This window comes from Micromonospora sp. NPDC002575, assembly GCF_042889525.1.
Classification (GTDB): domain Bacteria; phylum Actinomycetota; class Actinomycetes; order Mycobacteriales; family Micromonosporaceae; genus Micromonospora; species Micromonospora carbonacea.
In genome coordinates this window covers 96,132-113,893 of sequence record NZ_JBIARA010000005.1, presented here as the reverse complement: position 1 = coordinate 113,893, position 17,762 = coordinate 96,132, and the positions used below count along the sequence as shown (strand labels likewise).

The following is a 17,762-nucleotide window of genomic DNA, read 5'->3' as shown; positions in this document are numbered from 1 at the left end:
CACCAAGCCCTGCCCATCCGGCGAGAAGTCGGCGACCGCGCCGGCGAAGCCGTCACGCTCAACAACATCGGCCACGTGTACAACGGGCTGGGGGACCGGCAGCGGGCCCTCGACTATTACCACCAAGCCCTGTCCATCGGGCGAGAAGTCGGCGACCGCGCCGGCGAAGCCACCACGCGGTATAACATCGCGATGGTCCACCAGGCGGACGGGCACCTCGACCAGGCAATCCAGGAACTCGAACACGTCGTCGAACTCGAACGGCAGGTCGACCACCCCGACCTCGAAGCCGACACCGCCCTCCTCGAACAACTCCGCCAACAACGCGCGGGAACCCGGGAACCCACCTGAACCGAGAGGGCGGGAGGGAAGGCAGAGGCAGGGGGCGTCTCGGGAGACGCCGTGGTCCGATGCGTCTTGCACAATGCCAGGGCGGAGTTCTGACGCGCCCAGTGGTGCCCCACATGCCCGGCGGCGGACCTGGTGACGGCTGCGGAAAGGGCGTGCCCCGGCTCCGAGAAGGGGAGCCAGGGCACGTTGCTGCTTCGCTGGTGCGAGCGGCGGCGCTAGTTGCTCTTGAGGGAGTCGATGAACGCACGCCAGCCGTGGGCGTCGAAGGCCAGCGTCGGGCCGGACTTGTCCTTGCTGTCGCGGACGGCCACCCCGTCGCGGAGGTCCGCCACCTCGACGCATGCGCCGCCGTTGGAGTCGCTGCGGGTGGACTTGCGCCACACCGCGCCGGTGAGGTCCGGGTTCGACATGTCAGCCTCTACTTCATCTCGTCGGCGATCCGCCGGATGAGCTTCCGGGACTCCGCCGGCCCCAGGGCCGCAGCCTGGAGACGGCCCCAGAGCCGATTGTAGGACCGGAGCGCCTCGGGGCTGTCGAGGTAGTCCGCGTCCGTGAACGTCTCCAGGTAGACGACGTCCGAGGCGACCTCCTCCCCGAACCGGAGGATGATGAAGTTGTACGAGGATGTCACATACGTCTCGGCATCCAGCGGAAAGACCTGGATCGTCACGTTCGGGCGGCCGGCGACGGCGGCGATATGGGACAACTGCTCCCGCATTGCCGCCCGGTCGCCGAGGTCACGCCGCAGCGCCGACTCGCTGAGGATGAAGTTCAGCTCCGGCCCGTCCGGGCGATCGATGACCTTTTGTCGTTCGAGGCGCACTGCGGTCTGCTGCTCTACGTCGTCCCCTTCGATGATCGCCCGGATGTACGGCTCGATCTGAAGGATGCCGGGGATGACCTCGGACTGGTACCAGCGGATCTCCGCCGCGTCCGCCTCCAGGTCGAGATACTGCCGGAACCAGTCCGGCACGACGTTGCGGTAGCCGCTCCACCGCCCCCGCTGCCGTCCGGCGCGGGCGAGCTCCCGCAGCGGCTCGGCTTCCTCCCCGGTCACTCCGTAGAAATCGAGCAGCAGCTTCAAGTCGGTCAGCCGGATGCCGGACTGACCCAACTCCAGCCGACTCACCTTGCTCGACGCCGAGTCGATGATCTCGGCGGCCTCTTCCTGCGTCTTGCCTGCCGCCTCGCGGGCGCGCTTGAGGGCGTTGCCGAGGCGACGCCGCTGGATCGTCGGGGTGACCATGCGGCGAGTATCCCGCCCCTGCCGCCGCCAGTCCGACGACACGCCGTGAGTTCCCAAATCAGGACCTGCTCGCTAACCTGCTTTTCTGGACTCCTAATTTGAGGAGCCAGAAGGTCTTTCGGGAGGACTCATGGCTCGGCATGCGAAGAACCCGACGCGCCCCGGCCTACTGCGCCGGATCTGGCCCTTCGAGGGCCACCGCGCGAACCCGCCCGACTGCCTCTGCCCACCGAGGAGAGTCCCGGATCGACCGGTGGCATACCGGGCCGTCGGCGTGGCGCGGGTGCCCTGCCTGCCGGAACGGCCGCTGCTGACCCTCGCCGGGGAGCACCGCGCGGGACGCTGGTCGTGACCGCGCGGCGCAAGCCCGAACGCGAGGGCCGGGGCGAGCAGATCCAGGCGGCCGAGCGGGAGGCCGCCCGGCAGCGGATCCTCGACCAGGCCGAGGCGGAGCGGATTCCCGCCGAGGAGAGCACCCGGGCGAAGCCGGATCGGCGGTGGCAGCGTGAACAGCCCTGAGCTGCTGCCGGTCGGCCGGCGGGTGGCGTACTGGCGGGGGCGGCGGAGACTGTCGCAGCAGGTGTTCGCCGATCGGCTCGGCAGGTCGAAATCCTGGGTCGACAAGGTCGAGCGGGGTGTGCGTTCACTGGACAAGGTGTCGACGTTGCGGGACATCGCCGCCGTGCTGCGGATCGACACCGCCGTGCTGCTCGGCCGGGACGCGCAGCCCGCCTCGACGGCCGAGCGGGTTGAGGGGGTGGCGCGGATCCGGGAGGCCCTGTCGACGTACGAGATCGCACTGGGTCGGCCGTCGGCCCGCCACGGTGCCGTGCCGGCGGACCGCCTGGCCCGGGACGTCGAGCACGCGTGGGTGACGTTTCAGCACGCCCGCTATCCGCAGGCCGTCGCCGCCGTGCCGGGCCTGCTGGCCGGCGTGCAGCGGGCCGCCGCCGACGATCCGGGATGGGGCCGGCCGCTGATGGTGGACGGGTACCGGCTCGCCGCGTCGGTGCTGGTGAAGCTCGGCGAGGTGGAGCTGGGCTGGCTGGCGGCGGACCGGGCGATGGCCGCCGCGACCGGCGATCCCGTGCTGGTGGCCGCCGCCGCGGTGCAGCTCGGCCAGGTGTTCCGCGCGGCGGGGCGGGCGCGGGCGGCGCAGTCGGCGGTGCTGGCTGGGGCGTACAAGATCGCGCCGGCAGACCCGGCGGAGGGTGCCCCCGGCGCGCTGTCGTTGTGCGGGACGCTGCTGGTGCAGGGGGCCCTGGCGGCGGCCCGCCGGGGTGACGACCGCGCCGCCGACGAGCTGCTCGACGAGGCCGCCGGCATGGCCGCCCTGGTGGGCGACGGCAAGGATCATCATCGGACCGCGTTCGGGCCGACGGCCGTCGACCTGGCCCGCGCCGCCGCAGCCCTCGACCTGGGCGACGCGGGTGGGGCGGTCGCCTGGCACGAGCGTACGACCCGGCGGGACGGCTGGCGGTGGCTGCCGGTGGAGCACCGGGCGGCGCACCTGGTCGACGCGGCCCGCGCCTACGCCTGGGCCGACGACCCGGCCCGCGCGGGTCGGGTGCTGCTCGACGCGGACCGGCTGGCCCCCGCAGAGGTACGCCACCGCCCGGCCGCCCGGGAGGTGCTCGCCCAGGTGGCCCGCGACCCGCACGCCCCGGCCACGATCGTCCAGCTCGCCATCGCCGTCGGGGTGAGCTGAGCATGACCGGGCCGTTCCTGTCGCTGGCGCAGATCCGCAACCGGCTGATCCTGACTGCCAGGGCTGTGCTCCGGGCTCATCGGGCCGGGCCGGACGGCCGCTGCCGGGTGTGCCGGGCTCCGGAGTGTCGGGTGGCGACCGCCGCCCGCAACGTCATCGCCGCCGCCTCCGCCTGCCGGCCGACGGAAGACCAGGCGGCGGAGCAGATCCGGGCCCACTACGGCGCGCCCCGCCCAGCGGACGAGTGGTAGGGCAGCCCCAGATCTTGGAGGCGAATGGCCCCTGGAGGGGCCATTCGCCTCCAAGATCTGCCCACTGATTGGCGGTAACGGCCGGAGTGCCGCGTGGTCAAGAGGCGGCACACCTCCTTTGCGCCGACAAGGTGCTCTACGGCTGCGGGTTGCGCCGGATCAGGCTGCAAGATCGTGCTCAGTCAGGGAACGAGTGGTGTCATGGCCGCTTGGAGGCCACTCCTTCCGCGATCGAGCACGATCTTGCGCCTCTCACCCCGACCCGGCGTCACGATTGCGGCTGCCTCGGGAGGGTCAGGATCTCCGCCCCGTCCTCGGTGATGGCGATCGTGTGCTCGCTGTGCGCCGTACGGCAGCCCGTCGCGCTGCGCAGCGTCCACCCGTCGGCGTCGGTGACCAGCTCGGCGGTGTCCGCCATGATCCACGGCTCCAGGGCCAGCAGCAGCCCGGGGCGCAGCTTGTAGCCCCGGCCGGGCCGCCCCGTGTTGGACACGTGCGGGTCCTGGTGCATCGTCGACCCGACGCCGTGCCCGCCGAACTGCGTGTTGACCGAGTAGCCGGCAGACTGCAACGTCGTGCCGATGGCGTGGGAGATGTCGCCGATGCGGGCCCCGGGCCCGGCGGCGGCGATGCCGGCGGCGAGCGCGCGTTCGGTCGCGGCGATCAGCGACACGCTCTCTGCGGGCCTGGAGTCGCCAACGATGAAGCTGATCGCGGAGTCGGCGACGACGCCGCCCACGGAGACGGCGAGGTCGAGGGAGAGCAGGTCTCCGTCGGCGAGCGCGTAGTCGTGGGGCAGCCCGTGCAGCACCGCGTCGTTGACCGAGGTGCAGATGTAGTGGCCGAAGGGCCCGCGCCCGAAGGACGGCGCATAGTCGACGTAGCAGGACGACGCCCCGGCCTCGACGATCATGGCCTGGGCCCACCGGTCGATGTCGAGGAGGTTGGTGCCCACCTCGCAGCGGCCCCTGAGCGTCTGGAGGATGTCGGCGACCAGGGCGCCGGCCTCCCGCGCCCGGGGCAGTTGGGTGGGGCTCAGGATCTCGATCATGCGGCGCCTTCCTCGTGCCACCAATAACTATCCCGGCCATACTATCCCGGTACTAGAATCGGCCGCATGGTCAGGTTGCCGCTCACCCCCGAGGAGGTCGAGCGCGGGCAGCGCCTCGGCGCCCTGTTGCGCCACGCCCGGGGGGACCGCTCGATGCTCCAGACCGCGCTCGACGCCCGCGTCTCGCCGGAGACCCTCCGCAAGATCGAGTCGGGGCGCGTGGCGACCCCCGCCTTCCCGACCATCGCGGCCATCGCCGACGTCCTCGGCCTCTCCCTCGACACGCTGTGGGCAGAGATCAACAAGGCCGAGATCAACAGGCCCGTGCACGCCGTCGAGCCGACCGGCCCCCGCCGCCACGCACCCGAGCGGCTGGCCTCGTAGCGGCGAGAAGCGCCGCAGAGGCTCCGGGTGAATCAGCGGGCCAGTAAGGCGTACACGTCGATCAGGCGCTTGGTGACCACGTCGGGGTGGAACGTGCGCTCGTAGCGCAGCCGCGCCGGGGCGGCCAGCGCCGCCGCGCCCGCCCGGGCCACCGGCAGCGCGGCGGCCATGGCGGCCGGCTCCGGGGCCACCACCCAGCCCGTCTCACCCTCCTTCACCCCGTGCGGCAGCGGGATGCGGCCCACCCCGGGGGCGGCCGTGGCGACGGCGGCCGGGCCGGTGCCGGCGGGCTCGCGGGGGGCGTCCGCGCCGACGAGGTACGGGATGCCGCCGAGGGCGGTGCCGAGCACCGGCCGGCCGCTGGCCAGCGCCTCGATGATCACCGTGGGCAGCACGTCGTGCCAGGTGGACGCGGCGATGATCACCGCGCTGGCCTCGATGGCGGCGCGTACCCCGGCGCGGTCCAGCGGCCCCAGATAGGTCACGTCGGCGCGCTCGGCGGCGGCGGCCTCGGCCAGCGGGCGCAGCTCGCCGTCCCCGGCGATGCGCAGCGGGCCGAGGGAGCCGTCCGGGTGCCGCCGCCAGGCGTCCAGCAGCAGCCCCAGCCCCTTCTCCGGGGAGAGCCGGGCCATGTAGAGGAAGCCGTCGCCCAGCGGCGCGGGCGTGCCCGGGTCGGGGATGCCGTTGGGCTTCACCACGATCCGCTCCGCCGGCACCCCGTAGTCGCGCAGGTGGTCGCCGACGGCGCTGGTGAGGGCGATGAACCGGTCCACCGAGTGCCAGGTGCCCCGGTGCACGGCGAGGGTGGTGGCCATCAGGGCGCTCTGCGCCCGCGACCCCCGGTAGCAGCGGTGCACGATCGCCGGCACGCCGAGCGCCCGGCCCCGGCAGTCCTGGCAGATCACCCCGTCGCGGAAGTAGAGCCCGGAGGAGCAGACCTGCCGGTAGTTGTGCACCGTCTGCACCACCGGCACACCGTGCTTGTGCGCGGTCCGCACCACCCAGGGCGAGAGCAGGGGGTACGGGTTGTGCAGGTGCAGCACGTCGGGCCGGTGCTCGGTGATCAGCCGGCTCAGCTCCTGCTGGGCGCGGGGGGCGTAGATCGGGGAGATCGGCAGCAGCGCCTTGGCCGTCTTCGGCAGGCTCGGGATCTCGTCGGAGCTGCGCAGGAACGGCAGCACCTCCACCCCGGCCGCGCGGAGCTGGGCGATCTCCGCGTCGACGATGGTGTTCTCGCCGGACGGCTGGGCTTCCCGGTACCGGTTGTGCGCCACCACGATTCTCACGGGTACGAAGGCTACCGTTGCAGCATGCCCGAACTTCCCGAGGTGGAAGCGCTCGCCGGCTACCTGCGGGAGCGCGCCGTGTCCCGGCGCGTCGACCGGGTCGAGGTCGCCGCGATCAGCGCCCTGAAGACGTACGACCCGGCGCCCTCCGCCGTGGCGGGTCGCACGGTGACCGACGCGCGGCGGCACGGCAAGTTCCTCGACGTCGTCTTCGACGGCGACCTGCACCTGGTGGTGCACCTGGCGCGGGCGGGCTGGCTGCACTACCGGGAGTCGTTCCCGTCCGGCGCGCCGCTGCGCCCCGGCAAGGGGCCGATCGCCCTGCGGGTCCGGCTCGACGACGGCTCCGGCTTCGACCTGACCGAGGCGGGCACCCAGAAGAAGCTGGCCGCCTACCTGGTGGCCGACCCGGCGGCGGTGCCGGGGGTGGCGAAGCTCGGCCCGGACGCGCTCGCCGCCGACGCGGCCACGTTCGCCGAGCGCATCCGCAGCCGGCGGGGCCAGGTCAAGGGGGTGCTGACGGACCAGTCGGTGCTGGCCGGGGTCGGCAACGCGTACTCCGACGAGATCCTGCACGCCGCGAAGCTGTCGCCGTTCGCGCTGACCGACCGGCTCACCGACGATCAGGTCGCCGCCCTGCACGGGGCGACCCGCCGGGTGCTGGGCGACGCGGTGTCCCGCTCACTGGGACACCGGGCGGCGGAACTGAAGGGCGAGAAGCGTTCGGGGCTGGCCGTGCACGCCCGGACCGGCCTGCCCTGCCCCGTCTGCGGCGATACGGTCCGGGAGGTGAGTTTCGCCGATTCGAGCCTGCAGTATTGCCCGACTTGTCAGACCGGCGGGAAGCCGCTCGCTGACCGACGGTTGTCGCGAATCGTACGGTGAGTAACGACACTCGGGGGTTACGGAGGGGAATCGCCTCCGGAGCGCCGATCCTCCCGGTCCGCGCCTCTACCCGGCCCGTCATCCATCGGTATAGTGGCCCGGTCCCCGGCTTTTCGCACCTGAGGTGGAGCCGGCCGGATCCCACGTGGCGCACTGGGCGCAAAGTCCCTCGGGTCGACGTCCGGTGCGGGCCCCGCGTGGGAAACTGAACGGTGGGCGACCCGGGCCCTCACTGCGAGTGAGCGGCACGCGTCATGCGGGAGGACATGGGTGAGGTGACGACTAGCCTCCAGCGCCCGGTAACCAACACAGGCCGGAGCCAACTCGTGCGGCACGTCGACAGCTTCGAGATCCAGCCGCCGACACCGCCTTCGCACAACGGTGTCCCCAGGTCGGCGTGGGCGCGGGCCCGCCGGCGCGTCTCCCGCTGGCACCGCCCCTACACGGCCGCCCTGCTGTTCGTCGACTTCTTCGCCGTGGTGCTGGCCGACTGGATCGCCCAGGAGGCGTTCGGCCAGGCCCGCGCCGGCTTCTACAACGCCCAGGCGGACCCGACCTGGTTCTACACGGTCGCGTTCCTGCTGCTGCCGCTCGGCTGGCTGGTCATCCTCTGGGGCAACCGGGCCTACGACCGGCGCTACATGGGGCTCGGGCCGGACGAGTTCAAGCGGGTGATCCGCGCCGGGGTGGCGGTGGCCGCCACCGTCTCGTTCATCGCGTTCGCCACCAAGACCGACCTTTCCCGGTGGTCGGTCGGTTTCGCCCTGCTCGGGGCGTTGCTGCTGATCCTGCTGGGCCGCATCCTGGCCCGGTTCACCCTGCACGCGGTGCGCCGCCAGGTCGGCCAGGCCGGGCACCGGATGGTGCTCGTCGGCACCCTGCCGGAGTGCCTGGAGGTCTACACCGCGGTCACCCGCAACCCGAGCGCCGGGCTGGTCCCGGTGGCCATCCACATCACCGACGGCTACGCGGCGGCCCGGGGCATCCAGACCCCCGTCCCGGTGTACGCGGGCCGCGACGTCCTCGCCCTGGTGCGGGAGGTCGGCGGCGACACGATCGCGGTCTGCGGCTCGGCCAGCGCCGAGCCGGGCGAGCTGCGCCGGCTGGCCTGGCAGCTCGAAGGCTCCGGCGTCGACCTGGTGGTGGCCCCGCAGCTCACCGACATCGCCGGCCCCCGGGTGCACATCCGTCCCATCGAGGGGCTGCCGCTGCTGCACGTCGAGGAGCCGACCCTGTCGGGCCCGGCGTTGCTGGCCAAGAACCTGATGGACCGGGTCGCCGCCGGCCTCGGCCTGCTGCTGCTCGTCCCGGTGTTCCTGGCGATCGGGGTGGCGATCCGGCTCTCCGACCCCGGCCCGGTCTTCTTCCGCCAGCCCCGGGTCGGTCACGAGGGCCGCACGTTCCGGGTGTGGAAGTTCCGCACCATGTACGTCGACGCCGAGGACCGCCTCGCCGGCCTCGTCGACCAGAACGAGACCGACGGCATGCTGTTCAAGATGAAGCACGACCCCCGGGTCTTCCCGGTGGGCCGCTTCTTGCGGGCCTCCTCGCTCGACGAGCTGCCCCAGTTGATCAACGTGCTGTGGGGCGAGATGTCGCTGGTGGGGCCGCGCCCGCTGCCCGCCGACGACGGTGACTTCCTCGGCGACGTGCGCCGCCGGCTGCTGGTGCGGCCCGGCATGACCGGGCTGTGGCAGGTCTCCGGCCGCTCCGACCTGTCCTGGGACGAGGCGGTCCGCCTCGACCTCTACTACGTCGACAACTGGTCCTTGGCCTACGACCTGAGCATCCTGTGGCGCACGGTGGGCGTGGTGCTGGCCCGCAAGGGCGCGTACTAGCGCGGGGCTGGCGCGGGGCAGCGGCAGCCGTCAGGATCTCGGGGTGGCTGGCAACCTCTCCGCCGTGCTCGGCGTCGTCTCCCTGGTCACCGCGCTGGGCGCCGCCCTGTACGCGGTGGTCCGGCTGCGCGCCCGCCGGGGCATCGCCACGGCCACCCAGCGGGCCACGTACGAGGTGCTACACACGGCGGGGCTGGCCGCCGAGCCGCTGCGGACGGGCCTGAGCGCGGCGGGCGCGGCGAAGGCCGTACGCCACCTGCGGGCCCTCGTCGGCGCGGCCGGGCTGGCCCTGACGGACCGGGACGCGCTGCTCGCCCTCGACGGGCGCGGCACGCACCACGCCGACCAGCTCGTCGCGGCGGCCCGGCGGGCGGCCTCCGGCGGGCGGTCGACGGTGCTGGGGGAGGCGGAGCTGCACTGCGACCGGGTCGACTGCCCGGTGCGGGGCGCGGTGGTCGCGCCGCTGCGCGCCGACGGCCGGGTGGTCGGCGCGCTGATCGCCGTCGCCGACGGCCCGCCCGCGCCGGGGCTGGTGCAGGCCACCCTGGAGACGGCGCACTGGGCCGGCAACCAGCTCGCCCTGGCCGAGCTGGACGCCTCCCGGGAGCGGCTGGCCCGCGCCGAGGTACGCGCGCTGCGCGCCCAGATCAGCCCGCACTTCATCTACAACGCGCTGACCGCCATCGGCTCCTTCGTGCGCACCGACCCGGAGCGGGCCCGGGAGCTGATCCTGGAGTTCGCCGAGTTCACCCGCTACTCCTTCCGGGCGCACGGCGAGTTCACCACCCTCGCGGAGGAGCTGCGCTCGATCGACCGCTATCTGACCATCGAGCGGGCCCGGTTCGGCGACCGGCTCCAGGTGCGGTTGCAGATCGCCCCGGAGGTGCTGCCGGTGACCCTGCCGTTCCTCTGCCTCCAGCCGTTGGTGGAGAACGCCGTCCGGCACGGGTTGTCCCGCAAGCCCGGCCCCGGCATGGTGAGCATCGAGGCCCGCGACGCGGGTGCCGAGTGTCACATCACGGTGGAGGACGACGGAGTGGGCATGGACCCGACGACACTGACCACCGGCATCGCGGAGCTGGCCGGGGCCGGCAGCGACCCCACCGACGATCCGGGCCAGCACGTCGGCCTGTCGAACGTCGACGAGCGGCTCCGCTCGGCCTTCGGGGACCGGTTCGGCCTGGTCGTCGAGACGGGCCTCGGCTCGGGTACGAAGGTGAGCATGCGGGTGCCGAAGTTCCATCCCGGTGTGCGGGTCGCCTCGTGAACTCCCCCGGCTTCCTGCGGGTGCTCGCCGTCGACGACGAGCCGCCGGCGCTGGACGAGCTGGCGTACCACCTGCGGGCCGACCCCCGGGTGGCCCGGCTGCACACGGCGGGCGACGCCACGGAGGCGCTGCGGGTGCTCCGCGACGCCGACGTGGACGTGGTGTTCCTGGACATCCGGATGCCCGGCCTCGACGGGATGGAGCTGGCCCGGGTGCTGCGCCGGTTCGCCCGGCCCCCGGCGATCGTCTTCGTCACCGCGTACGACGACGGGGCGGTGGACGCCTTCGACCTGGGCGCGACGGACTACGTGCGCAAGCCGGTGCGGGCGGAGCGGCTGGCCGAGTCGCTGCGTCGGGTCATCGGCTCCCGGGTGGTCGCCGCGCACCCGGCGGCGCTGGCCCGCGCCGAGGAGGACCCGACGATCCCGATCGAGCTGGCCGGGACGACGCGGATGCTGCCCCGGTCGGCGGTGCGCTGGGTGGAGGCGCAGGGCGACTACGCCCGGCTGCACACCGCCGACGGCTCGCACCTGGTGCGGGTGTCGCTGGCCACCCTCGCCGAGCGCTGGGCGGATGCCGGGTTCGTCCGCATCCACCGGTCGTACCTGGTGCAGCTCAAGCTCATCGCCGAGCTGCGACTGGTCAACTCCGGGTACGTGGTGGTGGTCGACTCGGCGGAGCTGCCGGTGAGCCGCCGGCACACCCGGGAGCTGAAGGACAAGCTGGTCCGCGCCGCCAAGCAGGACTGGAACCGCTGACGGGGCGGTTGTCCACAGCGCCCGTCCACGGGTTATCCACGGACTTATCCACAGGTGTGGAGAGTTCTCCACAGGTTGTGCACAACTCGGCGTATTACGACGTGTTACGGTTGCGGGGTGTCGGATCGCGAGTACGTGTGGACCGACGAGGGTCTGGACAACGCTCGTCGCAACGGCGTCGACGTGGACGAGACGGTCCAGGCGCTCTACGCCCCTCCCGGCCTGCGCTACGAACGCGCCATCGGGGACCTGCTGCTCATCGTCATGGGCCTGGCGGACAGTGGCCGCGTCATCGCCGCGCTGTGTGACCGCATCGGCGCCACCCAGACATACAAGATCCTAGGGGCCCGCGCCCTTCGCGGCCCTGACCTCGACGAGTGGAGGAGGCGAATTCTGTGACCGAGCCGGACTTCGACCAGATGACCAAGGACGAGGTCGTCGCATGGTTCCAGAGCACCGACAGCCTGGCACCGGTCATCAGATCCATGACCGCAGCGCCAGCCTCCGGCGGCGCGCCTGCGACACCCATGATGCTGGTCAGCATTCGCCTGCCCGTCGCGCTCGTGGAACAACTCGACCACCTCGCCGAGCACGCCGAGACCCGCCGATCCGACATCATCCGCGACGCCCTGACCAGTTACGTGACCGCCCGCACCGCACCCGTCAGCCGCGACGAGGCCGAACACGCCCTCGACGTGCTCCGCCGCATCGTCACCACCCGCACCACCGAAGGCCGCGCCGACGCGGCATGACCGCGGGCGAGGCAACCCGGGGGTGCCCGACGTCCCGAGCATCGCCACACCGGTCTTGACATTCCCACCGATCGGGCGAGACTGCCGGGGTGGCCGCACCCGAGGACCCCGTACCGTCGCCCCGGGCACCCGCCCGGGACGAGTCACCGGGCGGCGCGCCGACCGCGCCCGGCCGGACCCGGATCGTGCTGGCCGAGGTGTCCCGCCGGGAACCCGACGCCGACCGGGCCCGCGCCGAGCTGGCCCAGCAGACCCGCGTCGGCGAGGCGCTGGTCCGGGGCCTGGTGCGGGCCCAGCTCGCCCTGGCGCTGCGGCTGAGCCTGGTGGTGCTGATCGGCCTGGGCGGCCTGCCCTGGCTGTTCGCCATCGCGCCCTCGGTCGGCCGGGTCACCGTGTTCGGGATCAACCTGCCCTGGCTGCTGCTGGGGCTGGTCTCCTTCCCGTTCCTCATCGCCGTCGGCTGGGCGTACGTATGGCTCGCCGAACGCAACGAGCAGGACTTCACCGACCTGGTCCAGCGGCCGGAGCGCTGAGATGGGCAACGGGTACGTCGTCCCCGCGATCGTCGCGGTCACCCTGGTCACGGTCGGGATCGGCTTCTACGGGCTGCGGCTGGCCCGGACCACCTCCGACTTCCTGGTCGCCTCCCGCTCGGTCAGCCCCACCTGGAACGCCGCCGCGATCGGCGGGGAGTACCTGTCGGCGGCGAGCTTCCTGGGCGTGGCCGGGCTGATCCTCAAGTACGGCGTGGACGTGCTCTGGTACCCCGTCGGCTTCGCCGCCGGCTACCTGGCCCTGCTGCTGTTCGTGGCCGCGCCGCTGCGCCGCTCCGGTGCGTTCACCCTGCCGGACTTCTGCGAGGTGCGGCTCGGGTCGCGGCGGCTGCGTACGCTCGCCACCGCGTTCGTGATCTTCATCGGCTGGCTGTACCTGGTGCCGCAGCTCCAGGGGGCGGGGCTGACCCTGGCCACGCTGACCGGGGCGGCGTACCCGGTCGGGGCGCTCGTGGTGGCGGCGGTGGTCACCGCGAACGTGGCGCTGGGCGGGATGCGGGCCATCACCTTCGTCCAGGCGTTCCAGTACTGGCTGAAGCTCACGGCGCTCGCCGTACCCGCGATCTTCCTGGTGTTGCAGTGGCAGGCCGACGCCCGCCCGGCGGTGACCCCGCCCGACGGGCCGGCGTTCCGGACCGCGACCACCGTCGTGGTCGAGCACCGCGCGACCCTCACCCTCCCCGACGGCGACATCCGCGAGGTACGCCCCGGCGACCGGCTCGACTTCGCCGCCGGCGACCCGGTGCCGCAGGTCTCCGGCACGGCCACCGACGCGGCGGACTGGCTGCTGCCCAGCGCCGCCGGGGACGACGACCGGGGGCTGTTCGCCACGTACTCGCTGATCCTGGCCACGTTCCTGGGCACCATGGGGCTGCCGCACGTGCTGGTGCGGTTCTACACCAACCCCGACGGCGCGGCGGCCCGGCGCACCACGCTGGTCGTGCTGGCCCTGGTCGGCGTGTTCTACCTGCTGCCCACCCTGTACGGGGTGCTGGGCCGCATCTACACCCCGCAGTTGCTGATCAGCGGGCAGACCGACGCGGTGGTGGTGCTGCTGCCCGGCGCGGCGCTCGGCGACGGGTTGACCGGCCGGCTGCTCGCCGCGCTGGTCGCCGCCGGGGCGTTCGCCGCGTTCCTGTCGACCTCGTCCGGGCTGCTCACCAGCGTGGCCGGGGTGATCTCCACGGACGTGCTGGGCCGCGGCTCGGTGCGGGGCTTCCGGCTGGCCACGGTCATCGCGGGCGGGGTGCCGGCGGTGCTCGCGCTCAACGTGTCGGGGATGGACGTCTCCCAGGTGGTCGGGCTGGCCTTCGCGGTCGCCGCGTCCAGCTTCTGCCCGCTGCTGGTGCTCGGCATCTGGTGGCGGGGGCTGACCGACGTGGGGGCCGCCGCCGGGGTGCTGGCCGGCGGCGGGGCGGCGATCGGGGCGGTGCTGGTCACGGTCCTCGGCCCGCCGCTGTCCGGCTGGCCGGCGACGCTCACCGCGCAGCCGGCGGCGTGGACGGTGCCGCTCGCGTTCACGGTGATGATCGCGGTGTCGGTGGCGTCGCGGCGGCGGCTGCCGGCCGACGTGGCCGGCACCATGCTGCGCCTACACTCCCCCGAGGCGCTCCGCTCCGAAGGAAGGGCCCCTTCTTAACGCATACGGTAGAGAAGGGAACCCTTCTCACCCGCTTGGGCGGGGCGAGCGCGCGCTTGGGCGGGGCGAGCGCGGTGGGCGGGGCCGGCGCGGGCCGGCAGGAGAGGCGGGTCAGAAGAGGCTGGCCTGTTGTTCGGCGGCCTCCCGCAGCGCCGCCGAGTATTTCACCGTGCCGCCAGAGGCGCCGTAGTCGAGGCGACGGGCCCCGCTCGTGCGGCGCAGCATCGTCACGCTGTTCTGCGTCAACTTGTGCGGCTCCAGCAGATTCACCATCTCCAGTTCGCCTGGATTGGACTGCTGGAACCGGCGCAGGTAGCGCAGAATCGCCTCCCCTTCGGGATAGGTCATCAGATAATGCATCAACAACACGCCGCCGTCGGGGTTGATGCGCTCCCAGAAGTGCTCGAAGAAATAGAGGCACTCCCAGGCGTCGACCCAGGCGAAGTCGATGACGTCGTAGTCGGCCGGCAGTTTGTCGCCGCACTCCCGCACATCGGAGTTGACCACGGTGACCAATTCGTCGACGGACAGCTCCCGGAGGACCTCCAGCACCCGGCCGGCGGAGGAGAACGGGTTGGACAGGTCGTCGACGGCGACCAGGCGGGGATCGTACGGCCGGAGGTGGAAGGCCGGCGCGGCCAGCGCCGGCTCCTCGTTGAGCCACTCGTCGTGCAGCCCGCCCGCGAGGTGCCGGCCGGTCTTCGCCGCGAGCGTGCGGGCCTCGGCGGCGACCTGCTCGCGCACGTCGGCGAGGGCCGCGACGAGGAACGGGGTGGTGTAGCCCATGCCCACTTCGAGCACCCGGGCCGGCCGCAGCAGGTGGACCAGGTTGACCAGCAGCGGGGCCACCACGTCGGTGCCCATCTCAGGCACCCGCAGGCCGGCGACGACGCGCTGGAACTCCGGGCTGACGGTGCGGTCCACGCGCATGCGAAGCTCCGTCGCTCAGTTGGCGGCGACGACGGCGGTGACCTCGATCTCGATCAGCGCGTCGTCGCGGAACAGTTTCGACACCTCGACCGTCGTGCTGGTCGGAAGATCACCGGTGAAGTACTTCCCGCGCACCGCCGCGTACTCGGCGCGGTGGCCCATGTCGGTGAGGTACGTCCGGATGTTGATCACGTCGGCGAAGGTCGCGCCGTGCGCGGCCAGCAACTGCCCGATGATCTCCAGGGTGCGCTCGGCCTGCGCCGCCATGTCGCCCGGCCCGACGATCTCGCGGTTGTCGTCGTCGAGGGCGACCTGACCGGAGAGAACGAGCAGCGTGGTGTCGCCGAGGCGCACCTCGGCCACCTGGGAGTAGGGCCCCGCCGGGGCGGGCGCCCCGCTCGGGTTCACCAGTCTCATCTGCATTGTCTGCTACCTCGCACCGGGATCCGGGGAAACACCTTCGTCAACCTACGGACGCCGGGGACGTTACCACAATCGACGGTGGACGCCATTCCCCGACAGAGCCGGTGAGTCACAAGTAGTTGCAATAATTGCGGCGTTGTCCCGTCGTCAGCTCGACGGTTACACTTCCGCAATGCCGCTCCGAATCGCATTCCTCGGCCTCGGCCGGATGGGCCTGCCCATGGCGATCCGGCTGGCCCGCGCGGGTCACGACGTCGCCGTCTGGAACCGGACCGCGGGCCGGGCGGAGGAGGCGGTCGCCGCCGGTGCCCACGGCGCTGCCAGCGCCCAGGAGGCGGTCGCTGGGCGACAGCTCGTGATCACGATGCTCAGCGACCCCGGCGCGGTGCTCGGCCTCCTCGACGGGCTCACCCTCGACCCGGGCGCCACCCTGGTCGAGATGTCCACCATCGGGCCGGACGCGGTGGCCGAGCTGCGCAAGCGGCTGCCCGCGGAGGTGACGCTGGTCGACGCGCCGGTGCTGGGCAGTGTGCCCCAGGCGGAGGGCGGCGCGCTGCACATCTTCGCCGGCGGGACGGCGGAGGACGTGGCCCGCTGCGCGCCGGCGCTGTCCGCGCTGGGCACCGTGGAACATGTCGGCGTCCTCGGCGACGGGGCCGCCGTCAAGCTCGTGGTCAACGTCGCCACCATCAACTCGGCCGTGCTCCTCGGCGAGGCGCTGGGCCTGGCCGCCCGGCTGGGCATCGCCCGGGAGGCCGCCTTCGACGCGCTCGGCCGCACCACGCTGGGCCCGATCGCCGGGGTGATGCGCCCCCGGGTGGCCGCCTCCCACCAGCCGACCCTCTTCTCGTTGGGGCACGCCGAGAAGGACCTGCGCCTGGCCGTGGAGGCCGGCGTCCGCCCCGACGGCGTGATCGCGGCGGCGCGGCGCGTCCTGGCCGAGGGGCGCGACGCCGGCCTGGGCGACGAGGACGTGAGCGCGATCATCCGGGCCCTCGCCGACGGGGCCGGCAGTCAGGCGGGTTGAGGCCGAGGGGCCACCCTCGGGCCGGGCCAGGGCCGGAGGGACGCGCGTCGAGCGGGAGGAGCGTGGCATGGCGGCGATCGTCGACTTCGAGGTGCGGCTGCCCTCCGGGCACGCCGACGTGCGGGACATGCAACAGGCTTCCGGGTTGGCCCTGGCCGAGATCCTGGAGATCACCCACGCCGAGCGGTTCCCCGTCCTCGACGAGTACGAGACCGCCTGGGAGCTCGCCGCCGAGGCGGCCGGCACGGTGCTCAAGCGCAGCGGCGTCCCACCGACCGACGTCGACCTGGTGCTCTACGCCGGCTCCGGCGAGTGGGACCGGCCGTTCTGGTCACCGGCGGCGAAGGTCGCCGCCGAACTGGGCATCGAACGGGCACACTGCTTCGAGGTGTCCAACTTCTGCAACGCGGCGATGACGGCGGTGCAGCTCGCGGCCGACAAGATCACCCTCGGCCGCGCCCGGCACGCCCTGGTCCTCATCGGCGACCGGCTGAGCCAACTGGTCGACTACCACGACCCCGAGTCGAAGGTGCTGTTCAACTTCGGCGACGCTCCCGCCGCCGTTCTCGTCGGCCGTGACGGGCCGCTCGAGCTGCTGCACTCGCAGATGCGCACGGAGCCGGAGTGGGCCGACTACTACTCCGGCGACATCGAGGACGACCGCATCGTCATGCGTCGGCGCGGCCACCGCAGGGGGCTCGGCGACGCATACCTGCGCAACTTCGTGGAGCTGACCAACGACACGCTGTCGACCCTGGACCTGGCCCCGGCGGACGTGCGCTACTTCCTCATCAACCAGGGCGACCGCAACATGCACGAGCGGGTCCTCGGCGCGTTGGGCGTGCCCGCGCAACGGTCCGTGTTCAACTACCACCGCTACGGGCACATGGGCGGCTCGGACCCGTTCCTCGCCCTCGCCGAGCTGATGGACGAGGGGCGGCTCGCACCGGGTGACGTGGTGCTGGTGGCGAGCAGCGGCATGGGCTTCTCCTGGGGCGTGACCGCGCTGCGCCGCCGCTGAACGTCGGGGGCCAGCCGCCCCGCCCACCGGTCCAGCAGCCGCTGCCAGCTCTGTGCCGCCGGCACCGGATGCAGGTGGAACCGGGGGTGCGCGCCCAGCCAGGCGCGCACGGCCGGGTGCCCGCGGGCCGTCCGCCCGATGCAGGCGACGTGCACCTCCCACGCGGGTGGCACGCGGGCGTCGAGCGCGTCGAAGAAGTCGAGCACCTCCCCGACGGCCCCGCCGGGCGGCAGGCCGGCGGGAGCCGGGTCGGCCGGAGCGAGGCCGGTCGAAGCATGACCGCTCGGCACCGAGCCGGCCGGAACCGGGTCGGCCGGAACCGGGTCGGCCGGAACCGGGTCGGCCGGAACCGGGTCGGCCGGAACCGGGTCGGCCGGAACCGGGTCGGCCG

Annotated in this window: 21 protein-coding genes; 15 read left to right on the top strand and 6 right to left on the bottom strand. The window is 72.9% G+C overall.

All coding sequences use genetic code 11. The annotated features are described in order from the left end of the window. A partial coding sequence (locus ACFYWL_RS10295; protein ID WP_386970057.1) for a tetratricopeptide repeat protein occupies positions 1 to 351 on the top strand: 351 nt, incomplete at its 5' end. A 215-nt stretch (positions 352 to 566) separates the two neighbouring features. Here the strand turns inward: ACFYWL_RS10295 and ACFYWL_RS10290 are convergent. Together ACFYWL_RS10290 and ACFYWL_RS10285 are read right to left on the bottom strand one after the other, a co-directional pair. Continuing rightward, positions 567 to 761, bottom strand: coding sequence for a DUF397 domain-containing protein (locus tag ACFYWL_RS10290; RefSeq protein ID WP_386970054.1), 195 nt, complete (start codon positions 759 to 761; stop codon positions 567 to 569). An 8-nt stretch (positions 762 to 769) separates the two neighbouring features. Then, positions 770 to 1,597 carry a helix-turn-helix domain-containing protein gene (locus ACFYWL_RS10285; RefSeq protein ID WP_386970052.1) on the bottom strand — a complete coding sequence of 276 codons (828 nt, stop codon included), beginning with the start codon at positions 1,595 to 1,597 and terminating at the stop codon, positions 770 to 772. Positions 1,598 to 1,945: 348 nt separating this feature from the next. Between ACFYWL_RS10285 and ACFYWL_RS10280 the strand changes: the two genes are divergently transcribed. From ACFYWL_RS10280 to ACFYWL_RS10270, 3 genes are read left to right on the top strand one after another with little or no spacing between them, the layout of a single operon-like run. Next, positions 1,946 to 2,116 carry a hypothetical protein gene (locus ACFYWL_RS10280; protein ID WP_386970049.1) on the top strand — a complete coding sequence of 57 codons (171 nt, stop codon included), beginning with the start codon at positions 1,946 to 1,948 and terminating at the stop codon, positions 2,114 to 2,116. Next, positions 2,103 to 3,305, top strand: a complete 1,203-nt coding sequence (locus ACFYWL_RS10275; RefSeq protein WP_386970047.1) for a helix-turn-helix domain-containing protein — start codon at positions 2,103 to 2,105, stop codon at positions 3,303 to 3,305. The genes ACFYWL_RS10280 and ACFYWL_RS10275 overlap by 14 nt, the downstream gene beginning before the upstream one ends. A gap of 2 nt (positions 3,306 to 3,307) precedes the next feature. Beyond that, complete coding sequence (locus ACFYWL_RS10270) at positions 3,308 to 3,556, top strand: hypothetical protein (RefSeq protein WP_386970044.1); 249 nt, start codon at positions 3,308 to 3,310, stop codon at positions 3,554 to 3,556. Between the two features lie 268 nt (positions 3,557 to 3,824). On the opposite strand, the gene map is transcribed toward ACFYWL_RS10270, so the two are convergent. Further along, on the bottom strand, positions 3,825 to 4,607 hold the full coding sequence (map, locus tag ACFYWL_RS10265; protein WP_386970041.1) for a type I methionyl aminopeptidase: 783 nt from the start codon (positions 4,605 to 4,607) through the stop codon (positions 3,825 to 3,827). Between the two features lie 66 nt (positions 4,608 to 4,673). Between map and ACFYWL_RS10260 the strand changes: the two genes are divergently transcribed. Continuing rightward, complete coding sequence (locus tag ACFYWL_RS10260) at positions 4,674 to 4,991, top strand: helix-turn-helix domain-containing protein (RefSeq protein ID WP_386970038.1); 318 nt, start codon at positions 4,674 to 4,676, stop codon at positions 4,989 to 4,991. A gap of 32 nt (positions 4,992 to 5,023) precedes the next feature. Here ACFYWL_RS10260 and ACFYWL_RS10255 read toward each other — a convergent pair whose 3' ends face one another. Then, positions 5,024 to 6,277: a glycosyltransferase family 4 protein gene (locus tag ACFYWL_RS10255; protein WP_386970036.1), complete on the bottom strand. Its 1,254-nt coding sequence runs from the start codon at positions 6,275 to 6,277 to the stop codon at positions 5,024 to 5,026. A gap of 24 nt (positions 6,278 to 6,301) precedes the next feature. On the opposite strand from ACFYWL_RS10255, the gene ACFYWL_RS10250 reads away from it, so the two are divergent. From ACFYWL_RS10250 to ACFYWL_RS10215, 8 genes are all read left to right on the top strand, one after another. Then, complete coding sequence (locus tag ACFYWL_RS10250; protein WP_386970033.1) at positions 6,302 to 7,162, top strand: Fpg/Nei family DNA glycosylase; 861 nt, start codon at positions 6,302 to 6,304, stop codon at positions 7,160 to 7,162. A 266-nt stretch (positions 7,163 to 7,428) separates the two neighbouring features. Next, positions 7,429 to 9,000: a sugar transferase gene (locus tag ACFYWL_RS10245; protein WP_386970549.1), complete on the top strand. Its 1,572-nt coding sequence runs from the start codon at positions 7,429 to 7,431 to the stop codon at positions 8,998 to 9,000. Positions 9,001 to 9,043: 43 nt separating this feature from the next. After that, positions 9,044 to 10,267 carry a sensor histidine kinase gene (locus ACFYWL_RS10240; protein WP_386970030.1) on the top strand — a complete coding sequence of 408 codons (1,224 nt, stop codon included), beginning with the start codon at positions 9,044 to 9,046 and terminating at the stop codon, positions 10,265 to 10,267. Continuing rightward, complete coding sequence (locus ACFYWL_RS10235) at positions 10,264 to 11,025, top strand: LytR/AlgR family response regulator transcription factor (protein ID WP_386970027.1); 762 nt, start codon at positions 10,264 to 10,266, stop codon at positions 11,023 to 11,025. Before ACFYWL_RS10240 ends, ACFYWL_RS10235 begins: the two co-directional genes overlap by 4 nt. 117 nt (positions 11,026 to 11,142) lie before the next feature. Continuing rightward, entirely contained in the window at positions 11,143 to 11,424 is a 282-nt protein-coding gene (locus ACFYWL_RS10230; RefSeq protein ID WP_386970025.1) for a hypothetical protein, read from the top strand. Further along, positions 11,421 to 11,777, top strand: coding sequence for a ribbon-helix-helix domain-containing protein (locus ACFYWL_RS10225; RefSeq protein WP_386970022.1), 357 nt, complete (start codon positions 11,421 to 11,423; stop codon positions 11,775 to 11,777). Before ACFYWL_RS10230 ends, ACFYWL_RS10225 begins: the two co-directional genes overlap by 4 nt. Positions 11,778 to 11,959: 182 nt before the next feature. After that, complete coding sequence (locus ACFYWL_RS10220; protein ID WP_043963597.1) at positions 11,960 to 12,310, top strand: hypothetical protein; 351 nt, start codon at positions 11,960 to 11,962, stop codon at positions 12,308 to 12,310. 1 nt (position 12,311) lies between these two features. Then, positions 12,312 to 13,970 (top strand): cation acetate symporter, encoded by a 1,659-nt coding sequence (locus tag ACFYWL_RS10215; protein ID WP_386970019.1) that lies wholly within the window; start codon positions 12,312 to 12,314, stop codon positions 13,968 to 13,970. Positions 13,971 to 14,081: 111 nt separating this feature from the next. Here the strand turns inward: ACFYWL_RS10215 and ACFYWL_RS10210 are convergent, their stop codons facing one another. Beyond that, a complete protein-coding gene (locus ACFYWL_RS10210) occupies positions 14,082 to 14,900 on the bottom strand; it encodes a hypothetical protein (protein WP_386970017.1) in 819 nt (272 codons plus the stop codon). Positions 14,901 to 14,915: 15 nt separating this feature from the next. Continuing rightward, the gene (locus tag ACFYWL_RS10205) at positions 14,916 to 15,317 is read right to left on the bottom strand and encodes a RidA family protein (RefSeq protein WP_386970014.1); all 402 of its coding nucleotides are present in this window, start codon (positions 15,315 to 15,317) and stop codon (positions 14,916 to 14,918) included. A gap of 178 nt (positions 15,318 to 15,495) precedes the next feature. On the opposite strand from ACFYWL_RS10205, the gene ACFYWL_RS10200 reads away from it, so the two are divergent. Together ACFYWL_RS10200 and ACFYWL_RS10195 are read left to right on the top strand one after the other, a co-directional pair. Further along, on the top strand, positions 15,496 to 16,350 hold the full coding sequence (locus ACFYWL_RS10200; RefSeq protein WP_386970011.1) for an NAD(P)-dependent oxidoreductase: 855 nt from the start codon (positions 15,496 to 15,498) through the stop codon (positions 16,348 to 16,350). A gap of 67 nt (positions 16,351 to 16,417) precedes the next feature. After that, positions 16,418 to 17,371, top strand: a complete 954-nt coding sequence (locus tag ACFYWL_RS10195) for a 3-oxoacyl-ACP synthase III family protein (RefSeq protein ID WP_386970008.1) — start codon at positions 16,418 to 16,420, stop codon at positions 17,369 to 17,371. Positions 17,372 to 17,762 lie beyond the last annotated feature (391 nt).